The organism is Neorhizobium huautlense (genome assembly GCF_030811685.1).
GTDB lineage: Bacteria > Pseudomonadota > Alphaproteobacteria > Rhizobiales > Rhizobiaceae > Neorhizobium > Neorhizobium huautlense_A.
Window position 1 is genome coordinate 351,641 of sequence record NZ_JAUSRF010000005.1, and the last position, 15,286, is coordinate 366,926.

A 15,286-nucleotide genomic window follows, 5' to 3' on the forward strand; every position below is an offset into this window, starting at 1 on the left:
TGCTGTGCAGCAAATGCCGGGGCACGGCTCCAGCCATCCGCGACTGACGGGCACCGTTCGACACGTCGTCCTGATCGCGATTTGCTTCGTGATGATCTATCCCATCCTGTGGATGTTGTCCGGTTCGCTACGTCCGGCCTCGGAACTGTTCGGCGGTGATGCGGGTCTCATACCCTCGCAGGTCACGGTCGAGGCCTATTCCAACGGCTGGTTCGGGCTGCAGATCAACTTTGGCCAGTTTTTCCTGAACTCGCTGATCATTGCCGTGCTGGCGACGATCGGCAACGTGCTCGCCGCGTCGCTTGTCGCCTATGCCTTTGCACGGCTTGAGTTCTGGGGGCGCGGTTTCTGGTTCGCGTTGATGCTCGGCACGTTGATGCTGCCCTATCACGTCACTCTCATCCCGCAATATGTGCTGTTTCGCAGTCTCGACTGGGTCAACACGTGGTGGCCTCTGATCCTGCCGAAATACTTTGCCGTGGATGCCTTCTTTATCTTCCTGATGGTGCAGTTTTTCCGGGGCATCCCGAAGGAACTGGATGAGGCGGCACGCATGGACGGCTGCAGCGCATGGCGCATCTACTGGAAAATCATCCTGCCGCTTTCCATGCCGGTTCTGGCAACGGCTGCGATCTTCTCGTTCATCTGGACCTGGGAGGATTTCTTCGGGCCGCTGATCTATATCAGCGAGATGCGCAACTACACGGTCCAGCTCGGCCTGCGCTCGTTCATCGACTCCAGCGGCACGTCCAGCTGGAACGAGCTGTTTGCCATGTCGGTCCTGTCGCTGGTGCCGATCTTCCTGATCTTCCTGTTTTTCCAGCGTCTGCTGATCGAAGGCATCGCCACGACCGGCATGAAACGCTGAAACCTTTTTGGTCAGCCCTTTGGCGGCTGAAGTTTGGATACGCGAATGGTAACGACAATCACACTCAACAAGGTCGAAAAACGTTTCGGCGCACTGGATGTCATCAGGGGCATCGATCTCGAGATCAAGCCGGGGGCATTCACGGTCTTCGTCGGCCCCTCCGGCTGCGGCAAATCCACGCTTTTGCGTATGATCGCCGGGCTGGAAACGATCTCGGGCGGCGATCTTCTGATCGATGGCGACCGCATGAACGATGTGGCGGCTTCGAAGCGCGGCATCGCCATGGTGTTCCAGTCCTATGCGCTTTATCCGCATATGAGCGTCTACAAGAACCTCGCCTTCGGGCTGGAAACAGCAGGCTACAAACGCGAGGAAATCGATCGGCGCGTGCGCGAGGCTGCCGCGACCCTGCAGATCACCGATTACCTCCAGCGCAAGCCGAAGGCCCTGTCCGGCGGCCAGCGGCAGCGTGTGGCGATCGGTCGCTCCATCGTCCGCGACCCAAAGATCTTCCTGTTCGATGAGCCGCTCTCCAATCTCGACGCCGAGCTTCGCGTGCAGATGCGTGTCGAAATCACCAAGCTGCACGAGCGGCTCGGCAACACGATGATCTATGTCACCCATGATCAGGTCGAGGCGATGACCATGGCGGACCAGATCGTCGTGCTGAAGGCCGGCAAGGTCATGCAGGCGGGTTCGCCGCTGGAACTCTATAATAACCCGGCCAACCAGTTCGTCGCCGGTTTCATCGGCTCACCCAAGATGAACTTTGTCGCGGTCGAGGCGGCAGACGGCACGGCCGTCACGCTGAATGGCGTGCGGATCGAAACCGGCCGGCAGCATGCAAGCGGCAAGCTGACGCTTGGCATCCGGCCGGAACATATCGATATCGGCGATGGTCCGGGGCAGGTTATCGGTGAGGCAAGGGTGGAACTGGTCGAACATCTTGGCGGCAGCACCGTGCTCCATGTTCTGCCACCCTTTCAGGAGGAAACGATGACGGTCATGCTGTCCGGCCAGCAGCCGTGCCGCTCGGGCGATCGTGTCGCATTGCGGATCGAGCGTAAGAATTGTCACCTGTTCGATACCGAGGGCCGCGCCTTGCTCCGCTGAGGTGCTGCGCCCTTCTCGTGAACTGATCAGAAACGTGTGGTTCCGCCGGATCGGCATCGTCGATCGGAACGGTTTGGCGTGAACGGAAGAGGAGATATTCGATGACCAAAAAGAAATACGTCCTTGTCGGGACCGGTGCGCGCGCCCGCATGTTCTACGAGGCCATTGCCCGCGATTACCGCGAGCATGGCGAACTGGTGGCGCTGTGCGATACCAACCAGACCCGTATGGATTACACCAACAAGGTGCTGGTCGACGAGTTCGGCCTCAAGCCGTTGCCGACCTACAAGGCCGAAGATTTTGGCCGCATGCTCGACGAGACCGGCGCCGATGTGGTGATCGTCACCTCGATCGACCGGACGCATCATATCTACATCATCGCAGCACTCGAAGCCGGGCGCGACGTCATCACCGAAAAGCCGATGACGACGGATGTCGTCAAATGCCAGCAGATCATCGATACCGCCAAGCGCACCGGCCGTTCGGTACGGGTGACCTTCAACTACCGTTACGCACCGCACAACGCCGCGGTTCACGACATCATCGCCTCGGGCGGTATCGGCGAGGTGTTTTCCGTGCATTTCGAGTGGCTGCTCGATACCAAGCATGGTGCCGATTATTTCCGGCGCTGGCATCGCGACAAGCGCAACAGCGGCGGCCTGATGGTGCACAAGTCCACCCACCATTTCGACCTCGTGAATTTCTGGCTGCAGAGCCAGCCGCAGACCGTGTTCGGCATGGGCGACCTGCGTTTCTACGGCCGCGCCAATGCCGAGGAACGTGGCCTGTTCACGCCTTATACCCGCACGACCGAAGTTCAGGCTGCCAAGGCCGATCCATTTGCCATCGATCTCACCGAAAGCCCGGTGCAGAAGGCGCTCTATTGGGATGCCGAGCATGAAGACGGTTACCAGCGCGACCAGAACGTTTTTGGCGACGGCATCAGCATCGAGGATACGATGCAGGTCATGGTGCGCTACAGGAACCGCGCGGTCATGACCTATTCGCTCAACACCTACGCGCCATGGGAAGGTTTCAACGTCGCCTTCAACGGCTCGAAGGGCCGTATCGAGCTGATGGTGCGCGAGACTTCCTACATCAATGCCGGCGGTTCCTCCGAAGAAGAGGGTGCTGCGAAGGGCATCCAGCTCTATCATTTCCCGCTGCATGGCGAGCCACGCGTCGTGCCGGTGGTGATGGGCGAGGGCGGTCATGGCGGCGGTGACAATCGCATGCTGGCGGATATCTTTGGCGGTGCGAATTCAGGCGCTGCCTTTGCTGCGGATTTCCGCGATGGCGCCATGTCGATCCTCACCGGCCTTGCCGCCAACCGCTCTTTCCAGACCGGCCTGCCGGTCGAAGTCGCTGATATGGTTGACCTCTGACCGGTGTTGACGAAACATTCGCCGCAAATCCAGGGAGAGAGTGGCCATGAAACTGCTTGATGAAGACCGTCTGTTGCCGACAGAGGAGCGTCCGCGACGGCTGGCGCGCGCGCTTTACGAACAGGTGCGCGACCTGCCGATCATCAGCCCGCACGGGCATACCGATCCGCGCTGGTATGCGGAGGATGCGGCGTTTCCGGATCCGGCGCAGCTGATCGTCACGCCGGACCATTACGTGTTCCGCATGCTGGTGTCGCAGGGGATCAGCATGACTGATCTCGGCGTGCCGCGCGCCGATGGCGGGCCTGTCGAAACAGACGGGCGAAAGATCTGGAAACTGTTCGCACAAAACTACCATCTCTTTCGCGGCACGCCATCGCGGCTCTGGCTGGACCACTCCTTCCAGGAGGTCTTTGGCATAGACCGGCGATTGAATGCGGAGACGGCCGACTGGTATTACGATCATATCGCCGATTGCCTGTCTAAGCCGGAATACCGCCCGCGCGCTCTGTTCAAGCGCTTCAACATCGAGGCGATCGCCACGACCGAAGCGGCAACCGACGATCTGCGCTGGCACAAAATGATCCGTGACAGCGGCTGGGACGGACGGGTCGTGACGGCCTACCGCCCGGACAATGTCGTCGATCCGGAAATGGCCGGTTTTGCTGAAAATATTATGCTTATGGGCGAGCAGACCGGCTTCGATACAGCGACATGGGGCGGATATCTCGACGCGCACCGTGCGCGTCGCGCCTTCTTCAAGGAATATGGCGCGACGTCTTCAGATCACGGCCACGCCTCCGCACGCACAGAAAATCTGCCGCAGGACGAGGCGGCCGCGCTGTTCCAGAAGGCGTTGCGCGGAGCCTGCACGCCCGCCGAAGCGGATGCTTTTCGCGGGCAGATGCTGACCGAGATGGCGCGGATGAGCATCGAGGACGGGCTTGTCCTGCAGATCCATCCGGGTTCGCGGCGCAACCATTCGGGCGAGGTGATGGCGAAGTTCGGGCGCGACAAGGGGTTCGATATTCCCGGCCGTACCGATTATGTCACCGCCCTCAAGCCGATGCTGGACGCGGTCGGCATGCGGCCAGACCTGACGGTCATCCTGTTCACGCTCGACGAGACCTCCTATTCGCGGGAACTCGCACCGCTGGCCGGCGCCTATCCGAGCCTGCGCATCGGACCGGCATGGTGGTTCTACGACAGTCCGGAGGGCATGCGGCGTTATCGCGAAGCGGTCACCGAAACGGCCGGTTTCTACAACACTGTCGGGTTCAACGACGATACCCGCGCCTTCTGCTCGATCCCGGCCCGGCATGATGTCGCAAGGCGTGTGGATTGCGCTTATCTCGCCAACCTTGTGGCCTCGGGCAGCCTTGCCGAAGATGAAGCCGGCGAGCTTGCCCATGATCTTGCCTATGGACTGGCGAAAAGTGCCTACAGGTTGTAGGGGCGCGGTTAAAGCCGGATTTCCATGATGGTTGTGTAATGAGTGTCGGCGGCGATGTGTCAGGTGCGTTCCAGAGCGATCGCAATACCCTGGCCGACGCCGATGCACATCGTGGACAATGAATATCGCCCGCCGGACAACTGCAATTCGAGTGCCGCGGTGCCGGTGATGCGAGCACCCGACATGCCTAGGGGATGTCCAAGTGCGATGGCGCCGCCATTGCGGTTCACGCGTTCATCGTTATCCGCAATGCCGAGGTCGCGCAGGCTTGCCAAGCCCTGGCTGGCAAAGGCTTCGTTCAACTCGATGATATCGAAATCGCTCTGTGTCATGCCCAGCCGGGCCAGCAGTTTTTTTGAGGCGGGGGCCGGCCCGAAACCCATGATCCGCGGCGGCACCCCGGCCGTTGCGCCACCGAGAATGCGCGCAATCGGGGTGAGGCCATGTTTCCTTGCTGCAGCTTCTGATGCGATGATCAGTGCGGCGGCGCCATCATTGACGCCAGAGGCATTGCCGGCCGTCACCGTGCCGCCCTCGATCTTGTTGACGGGCTTTAGCTTGGCAAGCGCTTCCATGCTTGTCGCGCGCGGATGCTCGTCGCGGGAGACGAGCACCGGATCGCCCTTGCGTTGCGGCACCACGACGGGCGTGATTTCGCGGGCAAGCCGGCCATTTTCCTGAGCCGCGGCTGCTTTTGCCTGAGAACGCATGGCAAAGGCGTCCTGATCTTCTCGCGAGATGTGATAGTCCAGCGCGACATTGTCGCCCGTTTCCGGCATGGAATCGATGCCGTATTGCTTCTTCATCAGCGGATTGACGAAACGCCAGCCGATCGTGGTGTCGTAAATCTCGGCACTGCGTGAAAACGCCGTCTCGGCCTTCGGCATGACGAAGGGCGCGCGGCTCATGCTTTCGACGCCGCCCGCGATCATGAGATCGGCTTCACCTGCCTTTATGGCCCGCGCGGCCGCGATCACGGCGTCCATGCCCGAGCCGCAAAGGCGGTTGATCGTCGTCCCCGTCACCGAAACCGGCAGGCCGGCGAGCAGAAGCGACATGCGGGCGACATTGCGGTTATCCTCACCCGCCTGATTGGCGCAGCCGAAGATGACGTCATCGACCGCTTGCCAGTCAACAGCGGCATTGCGTTCCATCAGGGCCTTGAGCGGAATGGCGCCGAGATCATCGGCGCGCACGGAAGACAGCGAGCCGCCGAAACGGCCGATCGGGGTGCGAATATAATCGCAAATAAAGGCTTCCGTCATATCGTGCCTCCTCAAAGCGTTGGAACAACGAGATCGGTGATCGTGCCGTTCACATGCAGTGGAGCTCCGGTCATCGCCTGCAATTCCTCGAGGCTCATCGCAGCGAGTTTTTCGCGCACGACAAAACGGCCATCGGCAATGTCGATCACGGCATGACTGGTATAAACCCGGGTGATGCAGCCGACACCGGTCAGCGGAAAAGTGCATGTGTCGACCAGTTTCGGTTTGCCGTCCTTCGTCACGTGCTCGGTGATGACAAACACCTGCTTTGCGCCATGAACCAGATCCATGGCGCCTCCAACGGCCGGCACGCCCTTTGAGCCGACCCGCCAATTGGCAAGGTCGCCATTCTCAGCCACTTGATAAGCGCCAAGGATCGCGACATCGAGATGACCGCCACGCACCATGGCAAAACTGTCGGCATGGTGGAAGAAGGCTGCGCCCGGCTTCAGCGTTACGGCTTTCTTGCCGGCGTTGATCAGGTCCCAATCTTCCTCACCGGCGGCCGGTGGCTCGCCGAAATCGAGAACGCCGTTCTCGGTGTGGAAAACAGCCTGACGGCCCGGCGGCTGATACCGGGCAACCATTTCCGGAAAGCCGATGCCGAGATTGACATAGGCGCCGTCGGCAATGTCCTGAGCTGCACGCCAGGCGATCTGCGCGTTGGAGAGCTTGATGTCATCGCGCGTGTTCAAGGCAAGCGTATCGGTGGTCATGCGTTTGCTCCCTCGGCGTAGATGCCGCCTTCATAGAACCTGCCTGCGCGGATCAATTCCTCCTCCTGGGCAGGGGCGGTGACTTCAACAACCCCGTTCACGAAGATGCCGGGCGTGATCACCTGTTCCGGATCGATCATGCCGGGCTCAACGATCCTCGAAACCTGGGCGAAGGTGCGGCGAGCGGCCATGCACATCAGCGGATTGAAGTTGCGGCCGGCCTTGCGATAGGTGAGATTGCCGTGGCTATCCCCGAGTTCAGCCTTCACCAGAGCGAAATCCGCCTTCAGCCAGCGTTCCTGAACATAATGACGGCCGTCGAATTCGGCGATCGGCTTGCCCTCGGCCAGTTCGGTGCCATAGGCGGTCGGCGTGTAGAAAGCCGGAATTCCGGCGCCGCCGGCGCGAATACGTTCGGCAAGCGTGCCCTGCGGAACAAGCTCCAGCTCGATCTTTCCGGCGAGATACCGATCGGTGAATGCGCGGGGATCGGAAGAGCGCGGAAATGAGCAGATCATCTTGGCAACCATGCCGGCGTCGATCATGGCAGCAATGCCGATCCTGCCATTGCCTGCATTGTTGTTGATGACGGTCAGCCCGGTCGGACGTTTGTCGATCAAGGCGTGGATCAGTTCGATCGGAGCACCGGATCCGCCGAAGCCGCCGATCATCACCACCGCGCCGTCATCGATCTCGCAGACGGCATCTGCCAAGCTCCTGACTGTCTTGTCCATGACTTCCTCCACCAAGGCCCTGCATTCCCGACCCACAGATAGAGCGCGACAAATTGGACAGCAATGAATATGTGCGATATTTATAATTTGTTCGAATATCGCACAAAGGATGAGGCGATGGATATCAAGGCTCGTGATACGATGGGGGGCTTAGCCAAAGGTTTACGCGTGATCGAGGCTTTCACCGCCGATCATCCACGTCTGAGCATTTCCGAAGCGGCGGATATCGCCGGGCTTGATCGAGCGACAACGAGGCGATGCCTGCTGACCTTGGCGGATCTCGGTTATTGCGCTTATGATGGAAAGTTCTTCACCGTCACTCCGAGGGTGTTGAGACTTGGTACAGCCTGCCTTGCGACCATGCCGTTGCCGCGGATCGTGCAGCCATGGCTTGACCGGCTTTCGGAGGAGATCTCACAGAGTTCTTCCGTATCCATTCTCGATGGCACTGAGATCGTTTATGTGGCGCGCGCCGCCCAGCGAAGGGTCATGTCGATTACACTGATGCCGGGGTCTCGTCTGCCCGCCTACTGCACATCCATGGGGCGCGTGATGCTGGCGGCACTGCCATCCGAAGATGCAAGACGTTTCCTCATGATGGACCGGTTGGTGCCTCGGACGAGCAAGACCATTACCGATGTCGAAGCGATTGAGAATGAGCTCAGCCGGGTTCGCGCTCTTGGTTATGCCGTGATTGATCAGGAGGTCGAATTGGGGCTTCGTTCGCTTGCCGTACCGCTGTTCGGAATGCGGGGACAAGTTGTTGCCGCCGTGAATGTCGGTTTGGCTGTCGCCGATGAAACGATCGACGCGGTCGTCGATCGTTATCTTCCGGCATTGCTCAACGTGCAGCGCGAGTTGAGCGGTCTTCCCGGGTAGGACCTGATGAAGGTATTATCGGCGGTCGGAGCATGCAAACGACGCAGGACGACCGCTGAAATGCCGGGTGGTTGCAAACCCGGATATCATGGCGTCACGCAGGTCATGATCTGGTGGCGGGACGCACTTTTGGCTTCAAGATCCAATGCGCGGCCAATGACGATACCGGCATCAACCGAGGGGGCTAGCCCCGCGCCCGGGTGCCAAGATTTTTCGAAACCAAATGTCCCACATAGGCTGCAATAGCAGCTTTGGCGAGGTCGCCGGGTACGAAAATCATGTTGCCAATCACCGCATCCGCTAACGACAAGCCAACAAAGTTCGCCAACCATGTGATCCCCAGCGCATGGTTAATCAACACGCCCACTACACCACCAAAAAACAAGCCGGCGTATAGTTTCCAGCCTGTGACGTTTTTCGCGACGACCTTGTCGGCTATCCAGCCGGAGACAAAAGCCTGAGGGAGGAATCCAATCAGGTAACCGGCGGTCGGGCCGACGAAGACTGCCAGGCCGCCACGGCCGCCTGAGAGCACCGGCAACCCGATTGCCACCAGGGTTAGCAGGAGCAAAACGGAGAACGCGCCGCCCCGGGCACCGAGCACGATACCTGCCAGAATGACGCCGAGGCTTTGCACGAGTATGGGCACCGGGAAAAATCCCAGCATGATCGGCGGGACGAGGCCGAGGACGACAATGATCGCGGTGAACAGAGCGATGAGCACGAGTGAGCGGGTGGACAAGGTTTTCAATCTCTTTTGGCGTTTTGCGCGCGAATGCTTCGGGCGTCTATGGCGTTGGCGATCTCATCGGCACTGAGAATGGTGCCAATGATAACTGGAACTACGACTGTCGCGATACGCATCTTCAGGCCCCTTGCCCGGTGCGCATCTGCTATGGCGGCGTAACGAGATTGCACTTCGGGGATGAACCGGACCACAAGGCCTATTGCAAGGCCAATGTCCCGAGCGTTGGCAAGGCCAATGCGCTCGAGAGGTCGTGCCAAGGCAGTGATCGTGTCAATGAACTGGCCGATGGTCGTCGTGGCGGTTACGATTGTGGCGAAGAGGCTCAACGCGCTGAGCCGCAGCAAAACCACGATTGCCGCCTCAAGGCCGCTTGAAACCCAAGTCCACGTCACGACCACCGCAATGGTGAATAGCAGGGTCCAAGCCATCAGCCACTGTGCGAGTGCCGCCCGGCTGCAAATCAGAGCGACCGCCAGTATGCATCCAGCCAGTGCCAACAGGAACAGCGCAGACGTGGTCGCGAAAAGCAGGACACTAAGGATAAGCAGCGACAGGAGTTTCGCCGTGGTTGGCACGCGATGGAGAGGCCCGCTACTGTTGTCGGTGATATGTATCATGACGCCATCGCCAGATTGGCGGCGGTGATGGCTTCGTCCGTCCCGTCGGCACGATTTCGGTTCTCCAGGCTCTGCTGATTGGTCGGCTCACCGGGGATGACTATGCGTTGGACCTTCAAGGGCTTCAGAGCCGCGCAGCCTGCATAGGCCGATTCAGCATGGTCAAATTGAGTATGCATGTTCAGCCCCTGACCACGAAACAATCCTGCTTCGATCTGAGAGATTGGCTAGGTTAAGGCTCAAGGCTAACTCTGCTCTTGCCCGAAAGATGGCCGGTCTTTCGCCGCTCTATTCCAATAAAGGGCCGCCATGTCAACGTTGGCGAGATCGATGCATGTCTGCAGTTGCCCAGGCACTCAGACAAACAGCGTCTGCTCAGTATCTTCGGCAGAAGTCACTGCGCGCTCTGATGCGAGAGCGTGCAACACACGATGTCGGCTGCTGCAAATGACGCAATAAATCGCCATGGCACTGCCGAAAACCTGATCGGGCAGAGCGTTTCGATTTGAGCCGGAAATGCTCTGGGTTTTGGTGCGCGGATTTCATATGCCCGCTCCACCCTATTCCTATGGCGTGTTTATCTTTTCATGCCGGCCTCCCAATCGAAAACCTAGAGGCCGATCAGTACCTTCCCGACTGCACACCACGCGAGAGCGGAGATGGTTGTGCGACATGGAGCACAGGATGCACGATAGAATGGCAGCAGGCCATCCGGCCTCTCATCAGTATGGATATCATCACGCGCGACGCCGGCATGCGCCGGTGATGCGTGATGCGGCGGCTGTGGCAGCGCCTGAAGGCACAGCGTCCGGTGTCGGGCAAGCAGATTGGCAGGCATTTTTTCGCCTTGCAGTCGTTCTGGTCCTGACCGGAATTGCGGTTGCTGCCCTGCGTACGCTGGCGCAGTGAGCGCCAGCCAATCAAGCCATTTCAAAGGAAGGATATGTCGATGGGCAAAGCCCTGAAGCATGATATTGCCGGTGCCGTCTCAGGCGTGCGTTTCACGGTCGGCCGTGATGAAAATGGCCGCTGGATCGTTGATGATCGTGACGGTCTCGTGGGAGGCATTTTTCGCGATCGTGCCTCCGCCGTGCATTTCGCGATATTCGAAAGTGATCATCAGCCCGGAGCCGTCTGCTGTGTGCCGGATGGCGTGATCGTGTCCGACCCTCTTAAGGCCGATCGGTCTCGGGCGTGCCCGGCACCTGATCGTTCGGCCCTCCGCCTGGTATAGGTGCAGGCTTGCGCGCATTGCTTCTGCTTGGCGGTGTAACGCTGGCTGCCGCTCTCCTTGCGGGGCTTTCCAACCTCTGGTGAATTTTGCCGAAGGGCGCCAATACGGAGCCCTTCTTTCCTTGGTCTCTCTTGTTCTGCGTTTCCGTTCAGGATAGGGTACCCCCCTATACTAATGGAGTTGGCATGTCGCACACCATTCGGGAACAGGCAAAACTTCTGGCGCGGGTGCGCCGGATGAAAGGACAGATGGAAGCTGTCGAGCGCGCGCTCGAGGCTGAAGCGCCATGCGGGCAAATTCTGCAGCAACTGGCCTCGATCCGCGGCGCCCTGTCCGGCCTGACCGGTGAGGTCATGGAAGATCATCTTCGTGAACACGTGTTGCATGCCGAAAACGACAAGGAGCGCGCTGCCGCGGTGGACGAACTGGCGGAAGCGCTCAGGACATACATTCGCTGACACGTGCAATGCGAGGGTCGCGCAGGATCGGCGACCAAACAGGCAAGAGGAAATCCAATGTCCCTTTCTATGGACACACAGGAACACGACCATGTCTTTCTGGGGCAGGATCACGATCGTAACGAGCGGCGTGTCTGGCTGGTCATCGCGCTCACGACAGTGATGATGATCGGCGAGATCGTCGCCGGCACGGTATTTGGCTCGATGGCGCTTCTGGCAGACGGATGGCACATGTCGACCCATGCCGGCGCCATGCTGATTGCGGCCGTCGCCTATCTTGTCGCGCGCAAGCAGGCGCGCAATCGCCAGTTCACCTTCGGCACCGGAAAGCTGGGGGATCTCGCCGGTTTCGCCAGCGCCATCGTGCTCGGCCTGATCGCGCTTCTGATCGCTTGGGAAAGCGTGATGCGCCTGGCCAATCCGGTCGCCATCGATTTCAGCCAGGCGATTCTCGTGGCGGTGCTCGGACTGGCGGTCAATCTTCTCAGCGCATGGCTGCTGAAGGATGATCATTCGCATCATGGCGGTGCTCACGATCACGGACACCACCATGGCCACGAAGCGCACGATCATCACGGCCATGGCACCCATGCGCATGCAAAGGACAACAATCTGCACGCCGCCTATCTGCATGTGCTCGCCGATGCGCTGACCTCGGTTCTGGCCATCGTGGCGCTGGTGCTGGGCAATCTTTACGGCTGGAACTGGCTCGATCCGATCATGGGTGTCGTCGGTGGCCTGGTGATTGCGCGCTGGTCCTGGGGCCTCGTCCGCGTGACGTCAGGCGTGCTCCTCGATGCCTTGCCGCAGGCCAAAGCGATGTCGAAGGAAATTCGCGAGCGTGTGGAGATGGATGGCGACCGCATCACCGATCTGCACATCTGGCAGGTTGGTCCGGGTCATCATGCCGCGATCATTGCGATCACGACACCGCAGCCGCATTCGCCCGCGTTCTACAAAGCGAAATTGCAGGCCATGGCCGGGCTTTCACACGTGACCGTGGAAGTGTCTCCGCAGGCCTGATCCGGACAGACAAAAGTGTGCCGCGATCCGCCAATCGCGACACACTTTCACCCTCGTGAGTGCTGTGTTTCCACCGACAATCAATTGAAGTCGGTAAATTCCTGATAGGCGCCTTCCACCCATTCTATGGATGGCGCAGCCACCGAGAACTGCGGCCCGTTGCCACCATCATCATAATCGCTGCTGCCTTCGACGGCCCAGAGAGCACTGGCAAGCGATTGGGAGAGAAGTGTGCTGCTGCCCGTGAGCGCAAAGGCAGAGCGCTGGCGCGCTTCCGTTTCTCGTTGCGGCACTTCCTCGGTCGTGCGGTCTATATCGTATGACCGGTGGGAGTAGCCATATCCGCTCAGTCCGCTATCGATCTTCATGCGGTCTGTTCCGTTTCTGGTTCCGTTAACCAATCGTTAATGTGGGAACCTTGCGCGGAGCTTGCGTTTTAGCGGATGCGAAATTGAAAAGTGCGGATTTCCGGCGTTTTTCGCGTTTTGGATCGCGAAAAACGTGCAATGCACAATTCAGCACACGTGCATAGATGCGGTTGCGGAGACACGCGAGCTCGCGCGCAAACAGAATCAGGCGGCCACGGTCATCGATCCAAATATGCGGGCGCCAGACACGACGCCCGCATGGCTTGGTTACATCTTAGCCGCGACCTTGATGGCAAAGGCGTATTCGAAGGCGATCTCTTCCAGTCGCTGGAAACGCCCCGACTTGCCGCCATGTCCGGCCGCCATGTTGGTCTTCAAAAGAATGGGCGCAGTGCCTGTCGTGTGCTCGCGCAGCTTCGCCACCCATTTGGTCGGTTCCCAATAGGTGACGCGAGGGTCGGTGAGGCCGGAGATGGCGAGGATCGGCGGATAGGCGCGTCCCGTGACATTGTCATAGGGGGAGTAGGCGGCGATCCAGCGATATTCCTCTTCCGACTCGATCGGGTTGCCCCATTCGGGCCATTCCGGCGGGGTCAGCGGCAGCGTGTCGTCCAGCATCGTGGTCAGCACGTCGACAAAAGGCACGGCGGCGATGATGCCGGCAAATTTTTCCGGTGCCATGTTTGTGATCGCACCCATCAGCATGCCGCCCGCAGATCCGCCTTCGGCGATGATCCGGTCATAGGACGTGAAGCCGGTCGAGACGAGATGATCGGCGGCCGAGATGAAATCCTTGAACGTGTTCTGCTTGAATTCCATCTTGCCGTTTTCGTACCAGGCAAAACCCTTGTCCTTGCCGCCACGGATATGGGCGATGGCGTAAACAATGCCGCGATCGGCCAGCGACAGCGCATTGGTCGAGAAAGAGGCGGGGATCGTGATGCCGTAAGCGCCATAAGCGTAAAGCAGGCAAGGCGACGTACCGTCCAGCGGCGTCCCCTTCTTGTAGAGAAGCGAGACGGGCACCAGTTCGCCATCATGCGCCGGCGCCATCACACGGCGGGTGACATAGTCGTCCGGGTTGTGACCGGACGGCACTTCCTGCGTTTTCAGCAGCGTGCGCTCGCGCGTCACCATGTTGTAATCGAAAAGCTGTGTCGGCGTGGTCATGGACGAATAGGAGAAGCGGATCGTGTCCGTTTCGTATTCGGCCGCACCCGAGAGGCCGAGCGAATAGGCTTCTTCATCAAAGGCGATCGCATGTTCCTCGCCGGACTGGCGATCGCGGATGACGATCTGCGGCAGGCCGTCCTTCCGCTGCAACCAGATGAGGTGGCGGGCATAGGCCATGTGCGAAATGATCAGCCGGCCCGGCTGATGCGGCACGATTTCCTTCCAGTTTTCCTTGGTCGGAGCCGAAGCAGGCGCCTCGACGATCTTGAAATCCTTGGCGTCGCCATCGTTGGTGAGGATGTAAAAGACATCGCCGCCTTCGGTCATCGCATATTCGATGCCTTCCTCGCGCTCGGCCACGAGTTTCGGCTCGGCCAGCAGGTCGGAAGTCGGGATCAGGCGGTATTCCGAGGTCTCGTGGTCATGGATGTCGATATAGATGAAATCATCCAGCAGCGAGCCGCCGACGCCCATGAAGAAGCCCGGATCCGTCTCCTCGAATACCAGCCGATCTTCCGATTGTTTCTGGCCGACGATGTGGTGGAAAACCTTGGACGGGCGATGGTTCTCGTCCTGCAGTGTGTAGAAAAAGCTCTTGCCATCCGGCGCCCAGACGCCGCCGCCGGCGGTGTTTTCGAGAATGTCCTCGAGATCCTCGCCGGTCGTCAGGTTGCGGATGCGCAGCGTGAAATATTCCGACCCCTTGTCGTCATAACCCCAGATGCCGTGGCTATGGTCGGTCGTATGGTCGATGCCGGCGAGACGAAAATAGTCCTTGCCTTCGGCTTCCCTGTCGCCGTTCAGCAGCGTCTGTTTTTCGCCGCCATCGCGCGGTGTGCGGAAATAATGCGGCTGTTCGCCACCGGTCACAAAAAGCGAGCCGTAGGCGAACGGGCCATCCTTCATCGGAATGGAACTGTCATCTTCCTTGATGCGCCCGCGCATTTCGGCAAACAGGGCCTTCTGCAGGTCCGCCGTGTCGCCGAGAGCAGCTTCCATATAGGCGTTTTCGGCTTCCAGATGTTTGCGGATCTCCGGATCGAGCAGGCTCGGATCCTTGAACATCGCCTGCCAGTTATCGGCGCGCAGCCAGGCATAATCGTCAGTCCGGGTGATGCCGTGATGCGTATCGGACACCGGCTTCCTGGCGGCGATCGGGGCTGCGGGAAGATTGGCGAAAAGCGAATTCGGGGAGGCGGCCAAGGAAACACTCCGTGTATGAATAGGGAGTGCCAGAGATAGGCGGAGGCTT

The 15,286-nt window shown here is 59.7% G+C and carries 17 protein-coding genes; 8 read left to right on the forward strand and 9 right to left on the reverse strand.

Translation table 11 applies throughout. The annotated features are described in order from the left end of the window. Positions 1-13: 13 nt before the first annotated feature. From J2T09_RS09990 to uxaC, 4 genes are all read left to right on the forward strand, one after another. Positions 14-868 carry a carbohydrate ABC transporter permease gene (locus tag J2T09_RS09990; RefSeq protein WP_373458418.1) on the forward strand — a complete coding sequence of 285 codons (855 nt, stop codon included), beginning with the start codon at positions 14-16 and terminating at the stop codon, positions 866-868. Between the two features lie 45 nt (positions 869-913). Continuing rightward, the gene (locus J2T09_RS09995) at positions 914-1,981 is read left to right on the forward strand and encodes an ABC transporter ATP-binding protein (protein ID WP_306833810.1); all 1,068 of its coding nucleotides are present in this window, start codon (positions 914-916) and stop codon (positions 1,979-1,981) included. Between the two features lie 101 nt (positions 1,982-2,082). Then, a complete protein-coding gene (locus tag J2T09_RS10000; RefSeq protein ID WP_306833812.1) occupies positions 2,083-3,366 on the forward strand; it encodes a Gfo/Idh/MocA family oxidoreductase in 1,284 nt (427 codons plus the stop codon). 46 nt (positions 3,367-3,412) lie between these two features. Then, positions 3,413-4,819 (forward strand): glucuronate isomerase, encoded by a 1,407-nt coding sequence (uxaC, locus tag J2T09_RS10005; RefSeq protein WP_306833814.1) that lies wholly within the window; start codon positions 3,413-3,415, stop codon positions 4,817-4,819. Positions 4,820-4,878: 59 nt separating this feature from the next. Here the strand turns inward: uxaC and pcaF are convergent, their stop codons facing one another. The 3 genes from pcaF to J2T09_RS10020 are packed head-to-tail and all read right to left on the reverse strand — an operon-like array spanning position 4,879 to position 7,534. Further along, positions 4,879-6,084, reverse strand: coding sequence for a 3-oxoadipyl-CoA thiolase (gene pcaF / locus J2T09_RS10010; RefSeq protein ID WP_306833816.1), 1,206 nt, complete (start codon positions 6,082-6,084; stop codon positions 4,879-4,881). Positions 6,085-6,095: 11 nt separating this feature from the next. Further along, positions 6,096-6,800 carry a CoA transferase subunit B gene (locus J2T09_RS10015; RefSeq protein WP_306833818.1) on the reverse strand — a complete coding sequence of 235 codons (705 nt, stop codon included), beginning with the start codon at positions 6,798-6,800 and terminating at the stop codon, positions 6,096-6,098. Continuing rightward, on the reverse strand, positions 6,797-7,534 hold the full coding sequence (locus tag J2T09_RS10020) for a 3-oxoacid CoA-transferase subunit A (protein ID WP_306833821.1): 738 nt from the start codon (positions 7,532-7,534) through the stop codon (positions 6,797-6,799). Before J2T09_RS10020 ends, J2T09_RS10015 begins: the two co-directional genes overlap by 4 nt. Positions 7,535-7,651: 117 nt before the next feature. On the opposite strand from J2T09_RS10020, the gene J2T09_RS10025 reads away from it, so the two are divergent. Then, complete coding sequence (locus tag J2T09_RS10025) at positions 7,652-8,413, forward strand: IclR family transcriptional regulator domain-containing protein (RefSeq protein ID WP_306833913.1); 762 nt, start codon at positions 7,652-7,654, stop codon at positions 8,411-8,413. 184 nt (positions 8,414-8,597) lie between these two features. Here J2T09_RS10025 and J2T09_RS10030 read toward each other — a convergent pair whose 3' ends face one another. The 3 genes from J2T09_RS10030 to J2T09_RS10040 are packed head-to-tail and all read right to left on the reverse strand — an operon-like array spanning position 8,598 to position 9,957. Next, a complete protein-coding gene (locus J2T09_RS10030; RefSeq protein ID WP_306833824.1) occupies positions 8,598-9,155 on the reverse strand; it encodes a biotin transporter BioY in 558 nt (185 codons plus the stop codon). Between the two features lie 5 nt (positions 9,156-9,160). Further along, a complete protein-coding gene (locus tag J2T09_RS10035) occupies positions 9,161-9,778 on the reverse strand; it encodes an energy-coupling factor transporter transmembrane component T (protein ID WP_306833826.1) in 618 nt (205 codons plus the stop codon). Then, positions 9,775-9,957, reverse strand: a complete 183-nt coding sequence (locus J2T09_RS10040) for a hypothetical protein (RefSeq protein ID WP_306833828.1) — start codon at positions 9,955-9,957, stop codon at positions 9,775-9,777. Before J2T09_RS10040 ends, J2T09_RS10035 begins: the two co-directional genes overlap by 4 nt. A 517-nt stretch (positions 9,958-10,474) precedes the next feature. Here J2T09_RS10040 and J2T09_RS10045 point away from each other — a divergent pair. After that, positions 10,475-10,687 (forward strand): hypothetical protein, encoded by a 213-nt coding sequence (locus J2T09_RS10045; protein WP_306833830.1) that lies wholly within the window; start codon positions 10,475-10,477, stop codon positions 10,685-10,687. A gap of 79 nt (positions 10,688-10,766) precedes the next feature. Here J2T09_RS10045 and J2T09_RS10050 read toward each other — a convergent pair whose 3' ends face one another. Next, positions 10,767-10,898, reverse strand: a complete 132-nt coding sequence (locus J2T09_RS10050; RefSeq protein ID WP_306833832.1) for a hypothetical protein — start codon at positions 10,896-10,898, stop codon at positions 10,767-10,769. A 299-nt stretch (positions 10,899-11,197) separates the two neighbouring features. Here J2T09_RS10050 and dmeR point away from each other — a divergent pair, with 299 nt between their 5' ends. Next, positions 11,198-11,470, forward strand: coding sequence for a Ni(II)/Co(II)-sensing transcriptional repressor DmeR (dmeR, locus tag J2T09_RS10055; protein WP_306833834.1), 273 nt, complete (start codon positions 11,198-11,200; stop codon positions 11,468-11,470). 57 nt (positions 11,471-11,527) lie between these two features. After that, complete coding sequence (gene dmeF, locus J2T09_RS10060; RefSeq protein WP_306833836.1) at positions 11,528-12,493, forward strand: CDF family Co(II)/Ni(II) efflux transporter DmeF; 966 nt, start codon at positions 11,528-11,530, stop codon at positions 12,491-12,493. An 80-nt stretch (positions 12,494-12,573) separates the two neighbouring features. On the opposite strand, the gene J2T09_RS10065 is transcribed toward dmeF, so the two are convergent. Together J2T09_RS10065 and J2T09_RS10070 are read right to left on the reverse strand one after the other, a co-directional pair. Then, complete coding sequence (locus J2T09_RS10065) at positions 12,574-12,861, reverse strand: hypothetical protein (RefSeq protein ID WP_306833838.1); 288 nt, start codon at positions 12,859-12,861, stop codon at positions 12,574-12,576. Positions 12,862-13,128: 267 nt separating this feature from the next. Further along, the gene (locus J2T09_RS10070) at positions 13,129-15,237 is read right to left on the reverse strand and encodes a S9 family peptidase (RefSeq protein WP_306833840.1); all 2,109 of its coding nucleotides are present in this window, start codon (positions 15,235-15,237) and stop codon (positions 13,129-13,131) included. Between the last annotated feature and the right edge of the window lie 49 nt (positions 15,238-15,286).